The sequence below is a fragment of the Lacinutrix sp. C3R15 genome, assembly GCF_018860825.1.
Taxonomy (GTDB): Bacteria; Bacteroidota; Bacteroidia; order Flavobacteriales; family Flavobacteriaceae; genus Oceanihabitans.
This window is the reverse complement of the sequence record NZ_JAHKPZ010000038.1, coordinates 22,443-38,224: the sequence shown is the minus strand read 5'-3', so window position 1 is coordinate 38,224 and position 15,782 is coordinate 22,443. Positions and strand designations below refer to the sequence as shown.

Annotated in this window: 13 protein-coding genes; 10 read left to right on the top strand and 3 right to left on the bottom strand. The window is 32.1% G+C overall.

The annotated features are described in order from the left end of the window. Positions 1 to 47 precede the first annotated feature (47 nt). The 6 genes from KO494_RS14960 to KO494_RS14935 all read left to right on the top strand — a co-directional run bounded on the left by KO494_RS14960 (position 48) and on the right by KO494_RS14935 (position 7,284). The gene (locus KO494_RS14960; protein WP_215968424.1) at positions 48 to 917 is read left to right on the top strand and encodes a hypothetical protein; all 870 of its coding nucleotides are present in this window, start codon (positions 48 to 50) and stop codon (positions 915 to 917) included. 99 nt (positions 918 to 1,016) lie between these two features. Further along, positions 1,017 to 1,691 carry a succinate dehydrogenase cytochrome b subunit gene (locus tag KO494_RS14955; protein ID WP_215968423.1) on the top strand — a complete coding sequence of 225 codons (675 nt, stop codon included), beginning with the start codon at positions 1,017 to 1,019 and terminating at the stop codon, positions 1,689 to 1,691. Positions 1,692 to 1,703: 12 nt separating this feature from the next. Continuing rightward, positions 1,704 to 3,716: a fumarate reductase/succinate dehydrogenase flavoprotein subunit gene (locus KO494_RS14950; protein WP_215968422.1), complete on the top strand. Its 2,013-nt coding sequence runs from the start codon at positions 1,704 to 1,706 to the stop codon at positions 3,714 to 3,716. 11 nt (positions 3,717 to 3,727) lie between these two features. Then, the gene (locus tag KO494_RS14945) at positions 3,728 to 4,474 is read left to right on the top strand and encodes a succinate dehydrogenase/fumarate reductase iron-sulfur subunit (protein WP_215968559.1); all 747 of its coding nucleotides are present in this window, start codon (positions 3,728 to 3,730) and stop codon (positions 4,472 to 4,474) included. 98 nt (positions 4,475 to 4,572) lie between these two features. Beyond that, positions 4,573 to 5,511 (top strand): M28 family peptidase, encoded by a 939-nt coding sequence (locus KO494_RS14940; RefSeq protein WP_215968421.1) that lies wholly within the window; start codon positions 4,573 to 4,575, stop codon positions 5,509 to 5,511. Positions 5,512 to 5,514: 3 nt separating this feature from the next. Then, positions 5,515 to 7,284, top strand: coding sequence for a DNA mismatch repair protein MutS (locus KO494_RS14935; RefSeq protein WP_215968420.1), 1,770 nt, complete (start codon positions 5,515 to 5,517; stop codon positions 7,282 to 7,284). A gap of 141 nt (positions 7,285 to 7,425) precedes the next feature. On the opposite strand, the gene KO494_RS14930 is transcribed toward KO494_RS14935, so the two are convergent. Continuing rightward, the gene (locus tag KO494_RS14930; RefSeq protein ID WP_215968419.1) at positions 7,426 to 9,522 is read right to left on the bottom strand and encodes a S46 family peptidase; all 2,097 of its coding nucleotides are present in this window, start codon (positions 9,520 to 9,522) and stop codon (positions 7,426 to 7,428) included. Between the two features lie 194 nt (positions 9,523 to 9,716). Here KO494_RS14930 and KO494_RS14925 point away from each other — a divergent pair, with 194 nt between their 5' ends. The 3 genes from KO494_RS14925 to KO494_RS14915 all read left to right on the top strand — a co-directional run bounded on the left by KO494_RS14925 (position 9,717) and on the right by KO494_RS14915 (position 12,415). Beyond that, positions 9,717 to 10,859, top strand: a complete 1,143-nt coding sequence (locus KO494_RS14925) for a methionine aminotransferase (protein ID WP_215968418.1) — start codon at positions 9,717 to 9,719, stop codon at positions 10,857 to 10,859. Positions 10,860 to 10,926: 67 nt separating this feature from the next. Beyond that, positions 10,927 to 11,520 carry a hypothetical protein gene (locus KO494_RS14920; RefSeq protein ID WP_215968417.1) on the top strand — a complete coding sequence of 198 codons (594 nt, stop codon included), beginning with the start codon at positions 10,927 to 10,929 and terminating at the stop codon, positions 11,518 to 11,520. A gap of 112 nt (positions 11,521 to 11,632) precedes the next feature. Then, positions 11,633 to 12,415 carry an amidohydrolase gene (locus KO494_RS14915; RefSeq protein WP_215968416.1) on the top strand — a complete coding sequence of 261 codons (783 nt, stop codon included), beginning with the start codon at positions 11,633 to 11,635 and terminating at the stop codon, positions 12,413 to 12,415. On the opposite strand, the gene KO494_RS14910 is transcribed toward KO494_RS14915, so the two are convergent. Both KO494_RS14910 and KO494_RS14905 read right to left on the bottom strand, forming a co-directional pair. Next, entirely contained in the window at positions 12,399 to 14,018 is a 1,620-nt protein-coding gene (locus KO494_RS14910; RefSeq protein ID WP_252730411.1) for an Ig-like domain-containing protein, read from the bottom strand. The genes KO494_RS14915 and KO494_RS14910 overlap by 17 nt on opposite strands. A 43-nt stretch (positions 14,019 to 14,061) precedes the next feature. Continuing rightward, the gene (locus KO494_RS14905) at positions 14,062 to 14,742 is read right to left on the bottom strand and encodes a ComF family protein (RefSeq protein ID WP_215968415.1); all 681 of its coding nucleotides are present in this window, start codon (positions 14,740 to 14,742) and stop codon (positions 14,062 to 14,064) included. A gap of 130 nt (positions 14,743 to 14,872) precedes the next feature. On the opposite strand from KO494_RS14905, the gene KO494_RS14900 reads away from it, so the two are divergent. After that, entirely contained in the window at positions 14,873 to 15,757 is an 885-nt protein-coding gene (locus KO494_RS14900; RefSeq protein WP_215968414.1) for a hypothetical protein, read from the top strand. Positions 15,758 to 15,782 lie beyond the last annotated feature (25 nt).

Below are 15,782 nucleotides of genomic sequence, written 5' to 3'. Positions count from 1 at the left end.
TACTAATTTTGTGTTTTTTAAGTTACTATAAGCAAAACCTTTACAACATGAAAGCACTAAAATGGATATTTTGTATTAGTTTCATTTCTTTATCTGCATGTTCTGATGCAGAAGAGGATAGCAATACTACTTCTGAAGCAAATTTAATTATTCAACTACAATTTGATCCAGCACAAGAGCGCTTAGGTAATTTAGGGCAACCTGTAAGTGTTGCTTCAGGTAACGCAGCACAATCGCCTACCATTAGTAAAATGAGTGCAAATTATATAGAGTTTGCACCAAATGCTTTAACCGCTTTAGGAACAGGAGAAGTTATTTTTGCAGGAGACGAAACTACTGCAGGAGGAGGTAATGCCATAGATTTTGAAAATGCTAGGTTTGCAGGAGATAATGAAGTTTTTTTAACAATGCCTTTAAGTGATGTTAGTGCAGGAAGTTATGAGTGGGTTCGTGTATCTTTGGCATATCAAGAAGGAGATATTGATTTTCTGGCAGCAGATGGTAATGAATATACAGGTACTTTAGCTAGTTTTGTAGGTTACAACACGTATATTTCAAGCTTAGATTTAAATGGAAACGAAATTGCAGTAAACGCAAATAAATTACAGGGTTTTTGGGCTTTTGAAACTTTAGGTTTTACTACGCAAGGTCAAGCGCCAGAAGGAGCTACAACAGTTCCAAACCCTTTGTTTGATTCTTCGCCTATTCCGCAAGGTTCTTGTGTGGTAACAGGAGAATTTGAAAATGGCCTAACGATTTCTGGTGAAGAAACCGAAGATGTTGTAGTGACGCTTTCTTTTTCCATTAATAATAGTTTTGAGTGGACAGAAGTAAACACAGATGGTAAGTATGAGCCTAGTGCAGGAGAGCAAGTAGTAGATATGGGACTTCGTGGTTTAATCCCTTTTGTGAATTAATTAAATCCATTCTAAATAAATTTTTAAAATTCATTTTAGCTTGGCTGCCTACTTTTGGCTTATTATATTTGTGTAATTATAATCTAACTACATAAAATAATGAGCGGAATTTTAAATTCTTCGATTGGAAGAAAGTTTGCCATGGCACTTTCGGCACTCTTCCTAATGATTTTCTTATTACAGCATTTTGCAATCAACCTATTATCTGTATTTAGTGCAGACACTTTTAATCAAGTTTCTCATTATATGGGTACTTTTTGGGTGATTCAATATGTCATGCAACCGGTTTTAATTTTTGGTGTAATTTTTCATTTTGTAATGGGATTTGTACTAGAAATTAAAAACAAAAAAGCGCGTACAGTAAGTTATGCAAAAAACAATGGTGCTGCTAATTCTTCATGGATGAGTCGTAATATGATTTACAGTGGTTTAGCTATTTTAGCTTTTATCTGTTTACATTTTTACGATTTTTGGTTACCAGAAATTAACACAAAATACATTCAAGGCGATATGTCTGGTTTACTTGCTAATGGTGAATTTAGATACTTTGAAGAACTACAACACAAGTTTGTAGATATCTGGAGAGTTGCTTTATATTGTATTGCTTTTGTTTTCTTAGCACTACACTTACTACACGGTTTTAGCTCTGCATTTCAATCTGCAGGTGCAAATAATAAATACACAAAAGGATTAAAAGGATTCGGAAAAGCGTATGCAATTATCATTCCACTAGGATTCATTTTTATTGCATTGTTTCATCATTTTAATCACTAAAAAATATCTAATATGGCTTTAGATTCAAAAATACCAAAGGGTCCAATTAAAGATAAATGGACAGACTATAAAAATCATATCAATTTAGTAAATCCTGCTAACAAACGTAACATAGATGTTATTGTTGTTGGTACAGGTTTAGCAGGTGGATCGGCTGCTGCTACCTTAGCAGAGCTTGGTTACAATGTAAAAGCATTTTGTTTTCAAGATTCTCCAAGACGTGCGCACTCTATTGCAGCACAAGGAGGTATTAACGCAGCAAAAAATTACCAAGGAGATGGGGATTCTACTTACAGATTATTTTATGATACTGTAAAAGGAGGAGATTATCGTTCTCGTGAAGCTAACGTATATCGTTTGGCTGAGGTTTCAGCAAATATAATTGACCAATGTGTGGCGCAAGGAGTTCCTTTTGCTCGTGAGTATGGTGGATTATTAGATAACCGTTCATTTGGTGGAGTACTAGTATCACGTACTTTTTATGCTGCTGGACAAACAGGACAACAATTATTATTAGGAGCATATTCTGCCATGAACCGTCAAATAGGTCGTGGTAAAATCAAAATGTACAACCGTCACGAAATGTTAGACGTTGTTAAGGTTGATGGAAAAGCTCGTGGAATTATAACACGTAACTTAATTACTGGTGAAATTGAAAGACACTCAGCACACGCTGTTGTTCTTGGTACTGGTGGTTATGGTAACGTATTCTTCTTATCTACAAACGCGATGGGAAGTAACGTAACTGCAGCATGGAAAGCACACAAACGTGGTGCTTACTTTGCAAACCCTTGTTACACACAAATTCACCCAACATGTATTCCAGTTTCTGGAGATCACCAGTCTAAACTAACGTTAATGTCTGAGTCTTTACGTAATGATGGACGTATTTGGGTACCAAAACATATGAAAGATGTAGAGGCTATTAAAGCAGGTACATTAAAACCAAAAGATTTAGCAGAAGAAGATAGAGATTACTACTTAGAACGTAGATATCCTGCCTTTGGTAACTTAGTACCTCGTGATGTTGCCTCGCGTGCAGCAAAAGAGCGTTGTGATGCTGGTTTTGGTGTAAACGCAACTGGTGAAGCTGTTTTCTTAGATTTTGCTTCGGCAATTCAACGTTACGGAAAAGAGCAAGCACACGTTAAAGGTTTAAATGAAAATGATGCGGCACTTGTTACTAAATTAGGACAAGAAGTAATTAAAAATAAATACGGAAACTTATTCCAAATGTATGAGAAGATCGTAGATCAAGATCCATACAATACACCTATGATGATTTATCCAGCAGTACACTATACCATGGGAGGCATTTGGGTAGATTATAACTTAATGACAACCGTTCCTGGTTTATACTGTATTGGAGAAGCTAACTTCTCTGATCATGGAGCAAACAGACTTGGAGCTTCGGCATTAATGCAAGGTTTAGCAGATGGTTATTTTGTGTTACCATATACTATTGGAGATTATTTATCTAATGATATTCGTACAGGACCTATTTCAACAGAAACTAAAGAATTTGCGGATGCAGAAAAAGAAGTTCGTGAAAAATTAGATTTCTTTGTTAATAATAAAGGAAAACACTCTGTAGATTATTTCCATAAGAAATTAGGGAAAATCATGTGGAATAAAGTAGGTATGGCTCGTAATGTTAAAGGTTTAACAGAAGCTATTTCAGAAATTAAAGCCCTTCGTGAAGAATTCTGGAAAGATGTTAAAGTTCCTGGAACAAACGAAGAATATAATGAAGAATTAGCAAAAGCTGGTCGTGTTGCAGATTTCTTAGAATTAGGTGAGTTATTTGCTAAAGATGCTCTTAATAGAGAAGAATCTTGTGGAGGACACTTTAGAGAAGATGCTGTAGAATTAGATGGTGAGCAAAAAGGAGAAGCAAAACGTGACGATGAAAACTTTGCATACGTTGCTGCTTGGGAGTATAAAGGAGAGCCTAGCGATGCTGTTTTACACAAAGAAGAATTAGAGTTCAAGGATATAGAATTAAAACAAAGAAGTTACAAATAAAGGAAGCTATGATGAATTTAACACTTAAGATTTGGCGTCAAAAAAACGCTAGTGATAAAGGTAAAATGGTTGATTATAAAGTCAGCGATATTTCACCAGATATGTCTTTCCTTGAAATGTTAGATGTACTTAACGAACAACTTGTAAATAACGATGAAGAACCTGTAGCTTTTGATCACGATTGTCGTGAAGGAATCTGTGGTATGTGTTCTTTATATATTAACGGAGAAGCACATGGTCCTGATCGTGGTGTAACAACATGCCAGTTACACATGCGTATGTTTAAAGATGGAGATACTATTACTATCGAGCCATTTAGAGCTACTGCATTTCCTGTTGTAAAAGATTTAATTGTAGATAGAGGTGCTTTTGATAGAATTCAACATGCAGGAGGATTTATATCTGTAAATACTTCGGGTAATACTATTGATGCAAATGCAATTCCTGTAAACAAACACGATGCAGATAAAGCTTTTGAAGCTGCTACTTGTATTGGTTGTGGTGCATGTGTTGCTTCTTGTAAAAATTCAAGTGCTATGTTATTTGTTGGTGCTAAAGTATCGCAATTTGCACTTTTACCTCAAGGTAAAATAGAAGCTACAGACCGTGTTTTAAATATGGTAAAACAAATGGACGAAGAAGGTTTTGGTAACTGTACCAATACTGGAGCTTGTGAGGTAGAATGTCCTAAAGGAATTTCTTTAGAAAACATTGCACGTATGAACAGCGAGTATTTAAAAGCGTCTTTAAAAGGATAATGTCATTCAGAGCGTAAGCAAAGAATCTCATATAAAACAAAAAATCTCAAGAGCAATCTTGAGATTTTTTGTTTAGCTTTAGCATCAAATCATTCCATATGAATTATAGATACTTTACTTGTTTATTTTTAGTGGTATTTGTTATAAGCTGCAAAACGCAAAACACATCGCAAAAGAATACAGAAGCTGCGGTGGTTTCTACAGCCTATTATTTAAATACAAGCGCATTGCTGGAAGACGTTGAAATACTGTCTTCTGATGCGTATGAAGGACGAAGAACAGGTACTAATGGTGCTGCTTTAGCCCAAGAGTATATTGTAGAACGCTTTGCCCAATTAGGAGTACATCCTTTAGGTTCTGGGTATTTGCAATCCTTTACTTTTCAAGCAGGAAAAACGTATCATGCGGCTAATGTTTTAGCTCTTATACCTGGTACATCAAACACTAAAGAGTACATTATTTTATCTGCCCATTATGACCATGAAGGTATACAAAACGGAGAAATTTATAATGGTGCAGATGATGACGCTTCTGGTATTGCTGCTTTAATCGCTTTCGCGGAATACTTTAAAGAAAATCCGCCTAAGCATTCTGTAATTTTAGCTGCTGTTGATGCAGAAGAGCTAGGCTTAGTAGGTTCTAAATATTTTGTGGAAAATAGCATTATTCCTATTGAAAATATTAAGTTAAATATCAATATGGATATGATAAGTAGAAGCGATAAAAACCAATTATATGCTGTTGGTTCTAAATACTACAAACATTTAGAAGCTCCTATTAAAAATACAATTCCTTATGGCAACTTACAATTGCGTATTGGGCATGATGGTAGCGATAAACTAGACGATTGGACCTATGCTTCAGACCATGCATCCTTTCATAAAGCAGGTATTCCTTTTATTTATTTTGGTGTTGAAGATCATAAAGATTACCACCAACCAACAGACGATTACAAAAATATTCATCCTGATTTTTATAAAAATGCGGTACATACCATACTAGCTGTTTTTCAAAAATTAGATACCATGCAACTATAAACAATGCAAGATTCAAATACATTTTACAAGCAAGAAAAAGAACAATATACGCTAGAAGCTAAACAGTTATTTAAACAACTTACAAGTTTAAGTTTAGTAAGATTTGTGGTATTTGTAGCTACTGCTATAGGTGTTTATTATACTTTTAATACTGCTAAAATAGTAATACCTATAGCGCTTTTAGGTATCGCTGTTTTTATCTATTTACTTTCTAAATACACAGATCTTAAATACCAACATAAGTTAAAAAAAGCATTAATTACTATTAATGAAGAAGAGCTTAAAATAGCTTCTGGAGATTTTAAAGAAAGAGAAACAGGCTTACAGTATCAAAACCCAAACCATGCTTTTAGCTTAGATATTGATTTGTTTGGTAAGGGTTCTTTTTTTCAGTTTATTAATAGAACAGCAACAGAAGAAGGTACCAAAGCTTTAGTGCAAGCGCTTACGGCAAATAATATTGAAAACATTAATTTACGTCAAGAAGCAATTAAAGAATTAGCGAATAAGCCAAAATGGCGACAACATTTTAAAGCAGTTGCAAGTTTAATTAAAATAGAAACTCCTGCAATACAAATTATAGAATGGCTAAAAGCGCATACTTCATTTTTGCCTAAAGTCATGCGGGTTTTACCACTGGCTTTTACTATTGGTTCTGCTATTGTTTTATTATTAGCAATTTTTGAGGTGATCTCCTTTTTATTTTTAGGGTATTGGTTGCTTATAGGTTTAGGTATTTCTGGTATATATCTTAAAAAAATAAATATTCTTGCTGCAAATACAGATAAGGTAAAAGATGTTTTTAAACAATATGCTTCCTTATTACAGCAAATAGAAAGTGAAAGTTTTACAAGTTCTTTATTAAAAGAAAAGCAAGCATACATACAGCAGGAGGAAAAAAAAGCTTCCCTTATTTTTAAGCAGTTCTCAAAAAATTTAGATGCTTTAGACAATAGAAATAATTTAATTTCTGCCATTTTTGGAAACGGTTTTTTCTTATCCGACTTAAGAAACGCATATGCTATAGAACAATGGATTGCACAATACAAAACTACAGTTGCGCACTGGTTTGAAGTGGTTGCTTTTTTTGATGCATATAATACTTTTGGTGCCTATACTTTTAATCACCAAGAATATGTTTTTCCAGAAATTGTGGCTAATGATACTGTATTAGAAGCTAAAAATTTAGGGCATCCATTACTAGATGCTTCTAAAAGAGTTGCAAGTGATTTAACCATCACAGACCAACAGTTTTTTATTGTTACAGGAGCTAATATGGCAGGAAAGAGTACTTTTTTACGAACCGTTTCCTTACATATCGTGATGGCAAATGTAGGCTTGCCTATTTGCGCAACGTCTAGCATATACAATCCTATAAAATTGATTACAAGTATGCGTACCAGCGATTCTCTTACCGATGACAGTAGTTATTTCTTTAGCGAGTTAACGCGCTTAAAGTTTATTGTAGACGCTTTACAAGAGGATAGATATTTTATTATTCTGGATGAAATTTTAAAAGGCACAAACTCTACAGATAAAGCGATTGGTTCTCGTAAGTTTGTTGAAAAATTAGTTTCTAAAAACGCAATAGGAATTATAGCAACGCATGATTTAAGTTTATGCGAAATTGAAAAAGAACTCGATGAAGTAAAAAACTATTATTTTGATGCAGAAATTGTAAACGACGAATTGTATTTTGATTACAAATTAAAACAAGGTATTTGTCAAAATATGAATGCTAGTTTTTTGTTGAAGAAGATGGAGATTGTTTAAGTAGCTAAAAATACAGATGCTAAAATAGAAGAATAGGTATTTACTTATTGGTTTTTGCGCAATCTAAATAAAAAAAAACCTGTCTCGTTTTAAAACGAGACAGGTTTTTTTGATACTTAATTTTAGGTATAAGCGAGATGCTTATTGCTTATCTGTTTTAGGGTGTACCAATTGCATCTCGTCAATTAAATGCGTGGCTCCAGCGTATTTATCTACAATAAATAATACATAACGTAAATCTACCATAATATTTCGGCAAATTTCAGGATCGTAATTCATATCGCTCATAGTACCTTCCCAAACTCTGTCAAAGTTAAGTCCTACTAAGTTTCCGTGTGCATCAATGGCAGGGCTTCCAGAGTTTCCTCCTGTAGTGTGGTTGGTTCCTAAAAAGCAAACAGGCACTTTTCCGTTACTATCTGCATATTGACCATAATCTTTGTTTTTATAAAGTTCTAATAACTTTTCTGGAACATCAAATTCATAATCTCCAGGAACATATTTTTCAACCACACCTTCTAAATAACTCACAGGGTTGTAATATACAGCGTCTCTTGGTGAGTAACCTCGTACTTGACCATAGGTTACACGAAGCGTACTATTAGCATCTGGAAAATAACGTGCTTCTGGTAAAGCTTTCATTAAAGCAGTCATATACGTAGTTTGTAAGGCTGTAATAGGTTCGTTTTTTTCTTCAAATTCTTTGTTTATTGTGCTGTAGAACTCTTCAATCATTGGTTTGGCATATTGGTATGCCACATCTTTATTTAGCTTTTTAATTACGGCTTTAGCATCTCCATCTAAAAGTTTTAAAGCGTTGTCTAGGGTAGTGAAAGCTGTTTTGTCATAAATAGAAGCATCTACATCTTTATTGTAAAAAGGCATTACATTAGTAAAAACACCTTTATCTACAGCTACATCATAATTTTTATGAATGCTTTTTAGGGTTCCTTCTAAACGCTCTTTTGCTTTGTCAAAAGCTTCCGGGTTTGCAGTGATAGCTTGTTCCATTTGGTAGGCTCTAAACGTCATTTGCATTAACTCATTAGTTACCAAAAAGACTTCAATAAAGTTTCTGCGTTTAATGTTTATAGGTGCAAAGTCACTATATAATTTGTCAAATTGAGGTAAAATATTTCCGTATTTATCTTCTAGTCCTTTTTCTTTTAACGCTTTAGTAAAAGTAGCTTCAAAAGCACGTCGTTTTGCAACAGCATCACTTTTTTCAATTCCTAAATTCTCGCCAATCCATTTTTTCCAAGCGTTAGCAATACGTGCTTGTTTAGAGGCGTATTTAATTCTTACTGCATCACTTTCTTTCATTTTTGCATCAATCACTTGTAATGCAGCTTCACGAATAGCAATATTTGTTGGGTTAAATTCTTGGGTAATATGCTCAATTGCTACAGCAGGAAGGTACTCATTTGTGGTTCCAGGAAAACCAAAAACCATAGTAAAGTCACCTTCTTCAACACCATCTAAAGAAACTGGTAAAAAGTGTTTTGGCTTGTATGGTTTGTTGTCTTTGCTGTATTTTGCAGGTCTGTTATTAGCATCAGCATAAATACGAAACATAGAGAAATCTCCAGTATGTCTCGGGAACACCCAATTGTCTGTATCACTACCAAATTTACCAATGCTTGTTGGTGGTGCACCAACCAAACGAATATCTTCAAAACGTTCTGTAACGAATAAAAAATATTGATTTCCTTTAAAAAAAGCTTTCACTTTTACATCTTGCCAAGCCTCTCTAGGCCAATTTTTCATTAAGCCATTAGCGTTTTTATCGATAACAGATTGCTTTTCTTTTTCGGTCATGTCATCGTTAATAACAGCAAGAATTTCTTCTGTTATATCTGTAATGCTAACAATAAACTCAACAAATAAACCTTCGTTTGGTAATTCTTCATCTAAAGACATGGCCCAAAAACCATCTTTTAAATAGTCGTTTTCTAATGAAGAATGTGATTGTATTTGACTAAATCCGCAGTGATGGTTAGTTAAAATTAATCCTTTGTCACTAATAACTTCACTGGTACAACCACCATTAAAATGACCAATAGCGTCTTTTAAACTAGATTGGTTCACATCATAAATATCTTGGGCTGTAAGTTTACTGCCAAGATTTGCCATTTCGGTTTCGTTCATACCTTCTAATAGTGAAGGAATCCACATACCACCTTGCTGCGCTGACATATTCAGCGTTATAAAAAGTAATAAAAATTTTAAAAATTTCATATGTTCTGTTTTTGTTTGAATGCTTCCAAAGATAAAAAATGAAGTATTAATAGATGTAATTAAACTACTGTTTTCTTTTTGTAGATTTTACTAATTTCTTGTTCATTCCACGTGTTTCCTTTTGTAAACGGTATTCCTATTTTTATTAAGGACAAAGAAGCGTTTAAAGATAAATTGTCATTATATTTATAATTATGAAGCATATTTCTAAACTTCCAAACATAGAAACTACTATTTTTTCTGTCATGAGTGCCTTAGCAAATAAGCACCAGGCAATTAATTTATCGCAGGGATTTCCAAACTTTAAAAGTGATAAAAAATTAAAGGATTTGGTTGCCAAAGCCATGCAATCTGGTTATAACCAATACGCGCCAATGCCAGGAAATATTGAGTTAAGAGAGCGTATTGCTAATAAATTTGATTTATTATATAACAGTAGTTATCATCCCGAAACAGAAATTACCATTACTGCTGGAGCTACACAGGCTATTTTTACTATTATTTCTGCTTTTGTAAAACAGGAGGATGAGGTTATTATTTTTAAACCTGCTTATGATTGTTATGAACCAGCAATTTTACTTCAAGGAGCAAAACCTGTTTCCGTACAGTTAAATGCACCAAATTATAGTGTAGATTGGAGTGCTGTAAAGCAAAAAATTAACCATAAAACAAAGATGATTATAATAAATACACCACATAATCCTAGTGGTAGTGTTTTAAGTAAAGCAGATATGTTGCAACTTGAAGCACTTACTAAAAACACAAATATTATTGTGCTTAGTGATGAGGTGTATGAGCATATTATTTTTGATGGTAAAAAGCACCAAAGCGCTTGTTTGTTTCCTGATTTAAAAGCTAGAAGTTTTATAACAGCTTCTTTTGGTAAAACTTTTCATAATACGGGTTGGAAAATAGGGTATTGTTGCGCTCCAAAACCGTTGATGACAGAGTTTAGAAAAGTACACCAGTTTAATGTGTTTTCTGTAAACCATCCTATGCAAAAAGGGTTGGCAGATTATTTACAAGATTCTAATCATTATCTAGAAATAGCAGCATTCTATCAAGAAAAAAGAGATTTGTTTTTAAGTTTGATTAAAGACTCAAGATTTACTTTTCAAGCATCACAAGGAACGTATTTTCAGGTTTTAAATTTTTCTGAAATTACCCAAGAATACGATGTAGATTTTGCAAAACGATTAACGGTTGAAAATAAATTAGCTGCTATACCATTATCGGTTTTTAATGATGATAACAAAGATGATAAGGTATTGCGTTTTTGTTTTGCCAAAACAAAGGATACTTTAAAAAAGGCAGCAGAAATTATTAATAAAATATAAGTTGGTTATATATAGTTTGGCAATATATTTGTAATTTATATTAAGAAAAATATTAAATAAGATAATAATGAAAAAATTAATTGCAGTAACATTTTTTTTAGCTTTTAGCTTTACTATTCATGCTCAAAATGTAGAAAATACAGAAGCTTATAAAGTAAAAAACAATAAAATTTATCAAGGAGATAAAGAGGTTACAGAAATGTTAACTCAAGAAAAACGCAATGAAATCTTTACTGCTTATGAAGCAGAGATGCAATTACTAGAAGAGAAAAAACAAGCCGAGATAGCAAAAGAGAAAGCAGAAAAGGAGCAAGAGAAAAAAGAAAAAGAAATAGCAAAGGCCGAAAAGGAAAAGGAAAAAGCATTTAAAAATAAGCAAAAGGAAGAAGAGGCTCGTGAAGAAGCGCTAAAAACGAGTGAAAAAGAACGAAAAAAAGCAGAAAAGGAACTTAAAAAAGCGCAAAAAGAAATAAAGAATAAAGAAAAAGCGCAAAAAAACCTTGAAAAAGCTAAAAACAAATTATATAGTTCTCAGAAAAAATATGATAAGCTAAAGCGAAAAGGAAAACTTTCTCCACAAGATGAAGAAAAATGGCTTAAAAAAATAGAAGGTTATAATAAAGACATAGAGAAAGCAGATAAAAAACTAAGAAAAATTTAGTGCTTACTTAAGGTTATTTTAATTAAAATCCAGAAACATAATTACTTGTTTCTGGATTTTTTTTAGTTTTAAATTCTTGTTGTTTTTAACAAAAATCCTGTACTTTTAAAGTATGCAAGAAAAATTAAAAATAGCAGTTGTTCAGTCTGATTTAGTTTGGGAAAACCCAAAAGAGAACAGGTTGCTTTTCGCGCAAAAAATCAATGCAATCACAGAGGCAGTAGATCTTATTTTGCTTCCAGAAATGTTTACTACAGGGTTTACCATGAATGCCTCAACACTTGCAGAAACCATGCAAGGAGCATCGGTACAATGGATGCTTGAAATGGCTAGTAAAAGTAAATCTGCTATTGTAGGAAGTCTTATTATTACAGAGGATAATAAATACTATAACCGACTTTTATTTGTGCATCCTGAAGGAAGAATAGACGTTTATAATAAACGACACACCTTTACGCTTGCAGGCGAAGATAAAGTCTATCAGGCAGGAGATAAAAGAATATTGGTAAACTATAAGGGTTGGAAAATATGCCCTTTAGTGTGTTATGATTTGCGTTTTCCTGTTTGGGCAAGGAATACAGATGCATATGATTTGTTACTATATGTTGCTAATTGGCCAAAACTAAGAATTACTGCTTGGGATGCCTTGCTAAAAGCACGTGCTATAGAAAATATGAGCTATTGCATTGGTGTTAACAGAGTTGGTTTTGATGTCAATAATTATGAATACTCTGGAAGTTCTGCTGTATATGACGTTTTAGGTGAAAAAATAAGTGCTATTACCTTAGGTAAAGAGCAAACCCAAATCGTTACACTAGATAAAAAGCATATAAAAAAATATCGTGAGCGATTACAGTTTTTAGGAGATAGCGATGCTTTTAATCTAACAGAGTAAAATCTATAATAGGATCCCAATTAGCACGTACCTCAATAGCTTCTTTAAAATGGCTAATACGCTCTGGTTGACGCTTTTTTAAATAATTACCAGAGTCGTATTTTTTGTTTTTATTGGTATCATATATAATACGTAAATAATACTTTGCAGGGTCTAAATACCTAAAATCTAATGGTTCTGGTTGTGTACTATATATTTCTGCTTTTAATTCGCCTTTAGCATCTGTTAGTTGTGCAATTATTGGGTATTTAGCATTGTATAAAGTTACTCTTACATTACCATAATCTGCAAAGTTTCTTGTGCTTAAAGTGTAATTTAAAGAATCATTTTTATTATTAAAAAAATCGGTAAAGGCTTCAGGTAAAACTTGAACAAAGTATTTGTTGTTTTCCGTTTTATCAAAAATAAGTGAATAGGTGTTTTTAAGCGTGTCTAAAACCGTTGTGTATGCTACTTGTAAAGAATCTTTATCTAAAATAGTAAGTTTTTTTTCGTTAAAATTAGTCAACGGAATATTGGCAGTTATTTTAAAATTGTCTTTAAAGTTTAAGGTTCCTTTACTAGCCTCTATTTTTAATGAATCTCTAGGTTGGTCACTTATTTTAACCGTAAAATCTTTAGTGTATTTATTGTTTTTTACTGTAAAAAGTAAAGAGTCTGTATCTTTTAATCTTGGGGAATACCAATAGTTTAATGAATCTGTTTGAGCATCTTTTGTAATGGTATATTTAAAAGTATCAGGTACCACAGAGGTAATATTAATTGCTGTATTTTTGTAATCACCTTGATAACCAAATGCTATTTTTTCGCCAGCAACCAAACGAGGTCTTATAATGCTGAAATCTGCTTCTTCTTTAAATAATTTTAAAGAATAAGTGCTGTCTGTAGGTACTGTAATGTAGTCTTTATAAAACCCTATTTTATCTGTTAATTGCTGAAATTTATTATCTTCATTAGCATCTTTTAAGGCCACAAGCATATATTTGCCTGCTTTAATATTATCTATACTAAAAGTTGTAGTGCTATCTAATGTGTTAGTTACATATTTTGGTAGTTTTTTGTATACAATAGAGTCGCTAAAAGTAGAATCTATTTCATATAACCTAACAGAAACAAAATCTTCAGGTTTACGTAACGAAGCATCTAAAATATCTCCTTTAACAGATAGTGAATCTATATAATTACCAGTAGAAAAAACAAATTTGTAATAAGAGTATGGATTTTCTTCATTATTATCTACTATACTGTTTCCAAAGTTAAAAGCATAGGTAGTATTTTCTAACAAGGTATCATTAATTTTAATAGTAATGTACTTGCTGGCTGTACCTAGAGGAGTTACTTCTGGAGAAGGATCCATTGGCGGAGAAATAATAAGCTGTTTGGTAAGGTTTTTAATTTTTACATACTCATCAAAATAGATTTTAATTTCCTTACCGTTAAAATTAGTGGTGTAATTTTGGGGTATAGATTTAACAATTTTAGGAGCAGTAATATCTTTAGGTCCACCACTAGGATTTCCTCTATTTGCACAGCTAATTAGGATTAAGCCTATGGTTAGTATAAAAAATAAATTAGATAACTTATTACGCATTATTAATTTCATGATTTTGTACAAAGTAACAACATATTTATCATTAACAAAACACTCATTGCACTATTGCCATGGTAGCAATGCTTATTTTAACATTTTTGGCTTTATTTAGTATTTGAATGCAAGACTCTAAAGTTGCTCCTGTGGTAATAATGTCATCTACAATTAAAACATGTTTGTTTTCTATTAAAGAAGCATTTTGCAAAGCAAAAAGCTCATAGTTAGTTTGCCAACGAGCAAATCTTTTCTTGGTTACTTGTGAGGTGGTATTTGTAATTTTAATTAATGAAGCATCATTGTAATCTGCTTGCAAAGCTTTGGCTATTTCTTGGCCAAATTTAGCAACTTGATTATAGCCTCTTTTTTTTAATTTCTTTTTATGTAAAGGCACAGGAATAACAATATCTATTTCATTATAAGCTGCTATTTCTTTTAATTCGTTACCTAACCATTGCCCTAAAAAAACACCAATTTCTTCATAACCTCTATATTTTAAATTATGAATAAGTTGCTGTACAATGCTTTTCTTTTCAAAACGAAGTAAAGCAGTAGCTTGTTCTACTTTTTCACGACCATAAAAAACTTTTTCAACCGCATTGTTTGCATTAAAATGATAATTAGTAACAGGCAAACTATGTCTGCAAGATGTACAAACATACTGTTCATAATCCTGCAAGTGCACATAACATGCATAGCATACTTTTGGAAAGAATAAATCTATAATAGATTGAAACATAATACTAAACTTACAAAATTTAAAGTGAAAAGTTTAATAAAATTGCTTTAACAATTATTTCTTATACTTTAACGAATAAAATGTAATAAATCATACAAAATATATAGTTTCGTGCAGTAAAATAAATAATATGTTAGTTTTCCCTCAAACTTTTAACTACAGATTAATTATTGGTACACTGGTAATTGTAATTACTGTTTTAGGATCTTATAGTATTTCCTATTTTAATTCATTTAAAAATCAAGAAGAATTTTTAGAGCAAGAAAAAAACCTTGTTCAAAATGAATTAAAAGAAATGATTTCTCTTTATGAAGATGTTTTTGTAGAAAACCAAGTTGTTAAAACAAAGTTAGAAACCTCAAAAACAAAAGTAGAGAGCATTTTAAACTTAGTAAAAAACACAAAAACAGATGTATCATTAATTAGTAAATACAAAAGCCAAATACATACTCTTAAAAAGGAAAGAGAAGGTGTTTTTGGTCATATAGACTCGCTTGTTAGAAATAATAATATCTTACAATCACAGGTAGATTCTGTTTCTCAACAATTTGAAAGCCAAAAACTAGAATTAGATAGTTTGGTATTAAAAAACAAAAAACTATATAAAATCATTAATGAGGTTGGTATGCTTAAAGCAAACCATATAAAAGTTGCAGCATTAAATACTAGCTCATCATTAAGGTTTTTTGAAACCAATAAAGCGAGTAAAACAGATTATTTTGAGGTTTGTACTACCTTAGAGAGTAATGCATATACAAATAAAGGAAGTAAAAATATTTATGTTCAAATTGTAGATGTTAATGATGAAATAATATCTGAAAGAGGTGTTCTTAAATTTGAAGAAAAGCACATTGCATATAGCGGAAAAACAACAGTAAAAAATGTGTCAGATCAAGTAACCGCATGCCTTAAAATAAGTTTAAAAAACAAAGAAATGCTAAAAGCTGGTACTTATGATGTTAACATATTTCAAAACGCAACATTTTTAGGAAATACATCAATAACATTAAAATAAAAAATAACGTATAATTTTTTAAAAA

Bases quoted from the DNA above. Each gene is read 5' to 3' on its own strand.
- KO494_RS14955 (WP_215968423.1), top strand. From the start codon at position 1,017: ATGAGCGGAATTTTAAATTCTTCGATTGGAAGAAAGTTTGCCATGGCA.
- KO494_RS14915 (WP_215968416.1), top strand. From the start codon at position 11,633: ATGCAAGAAAAATTAAAAATAGCAGTTGTTCAGTCTGATTTAGTTTGG.
- KO494_RS14905 (WP_215968415.1), bottom strand. From the start codon at position 14,742: ATGTTTCAATCTATTATAGATTTATTCTTTCCAAAAGTATGCTATGCA.
- KO494_RS14930 (WP_215968419.1), bottom strand. From the start codon at position 9,522: ATGAAATTTTTAAAATTTTTATTACTTTTTATAACGCTGAATATGTCA.
- KO494_RS14950 (WP_215968422.1), top strand. From the start codon at position 1,704: ATGGCTTTAGATTCAAAAATACCAAAGGGTCCAATTAAAGATAAATGG.
- KO494_RS14945 (WP_215968559.1), top strand. From the start codon at position 3,728: ATGAATTTAACACTTAAGATTTGGCGTCAAAAAAACGCTAGTGATAAA.
- KO494_RS14940 (WP_215968421.1), top strand. From the start codon at position 4,573: ATGAATTATAGATACTTTACTTGTTTATTTTTAGTGGTATTTGTTATA.
- KO494_RS14920 (WP_215968417.1), top strand. From the start codon at position 10,927: ATGAAAAAATTAATTGCAGTAACATTTTTTTTAGCTTTTAGCTTTACT.
- KO494_RS14925 (WP_215968418.1), top strand. From the start codon at position 9,717: ATGAAGCATATTTCTAAACTTCCAAACATAGAAACTACTATTTTTTCT.
- KO494_RS14935 (WP_215968420.1), top strand. From the start codon at position 5,515: ATGCAAGATTCAAATACATTTTACAAGCAAGAAAAAGAACAATATACG.
- KO494_RS14960 (WP_215968424.1), top strand. From the start codon at position 48: ATGAAAGCACTAAAATGGATATTTTGTATTAGTTTCATTTCTTTATCT.
- KO494_RS14910 (WP_252730411.1), bottom strand. From the start codon at position 14,018: ATGAAATTAATAATGCGTAATAAGTTATCTAATTTATTTTTTATACTA.
- KO494_RS14900 (WP_215968414.1), top strand. From the start codon at position 14,873: ATGTTAGTTTTCCCTCAAACTTTTAACTACAGATTAATTATTGGTACA.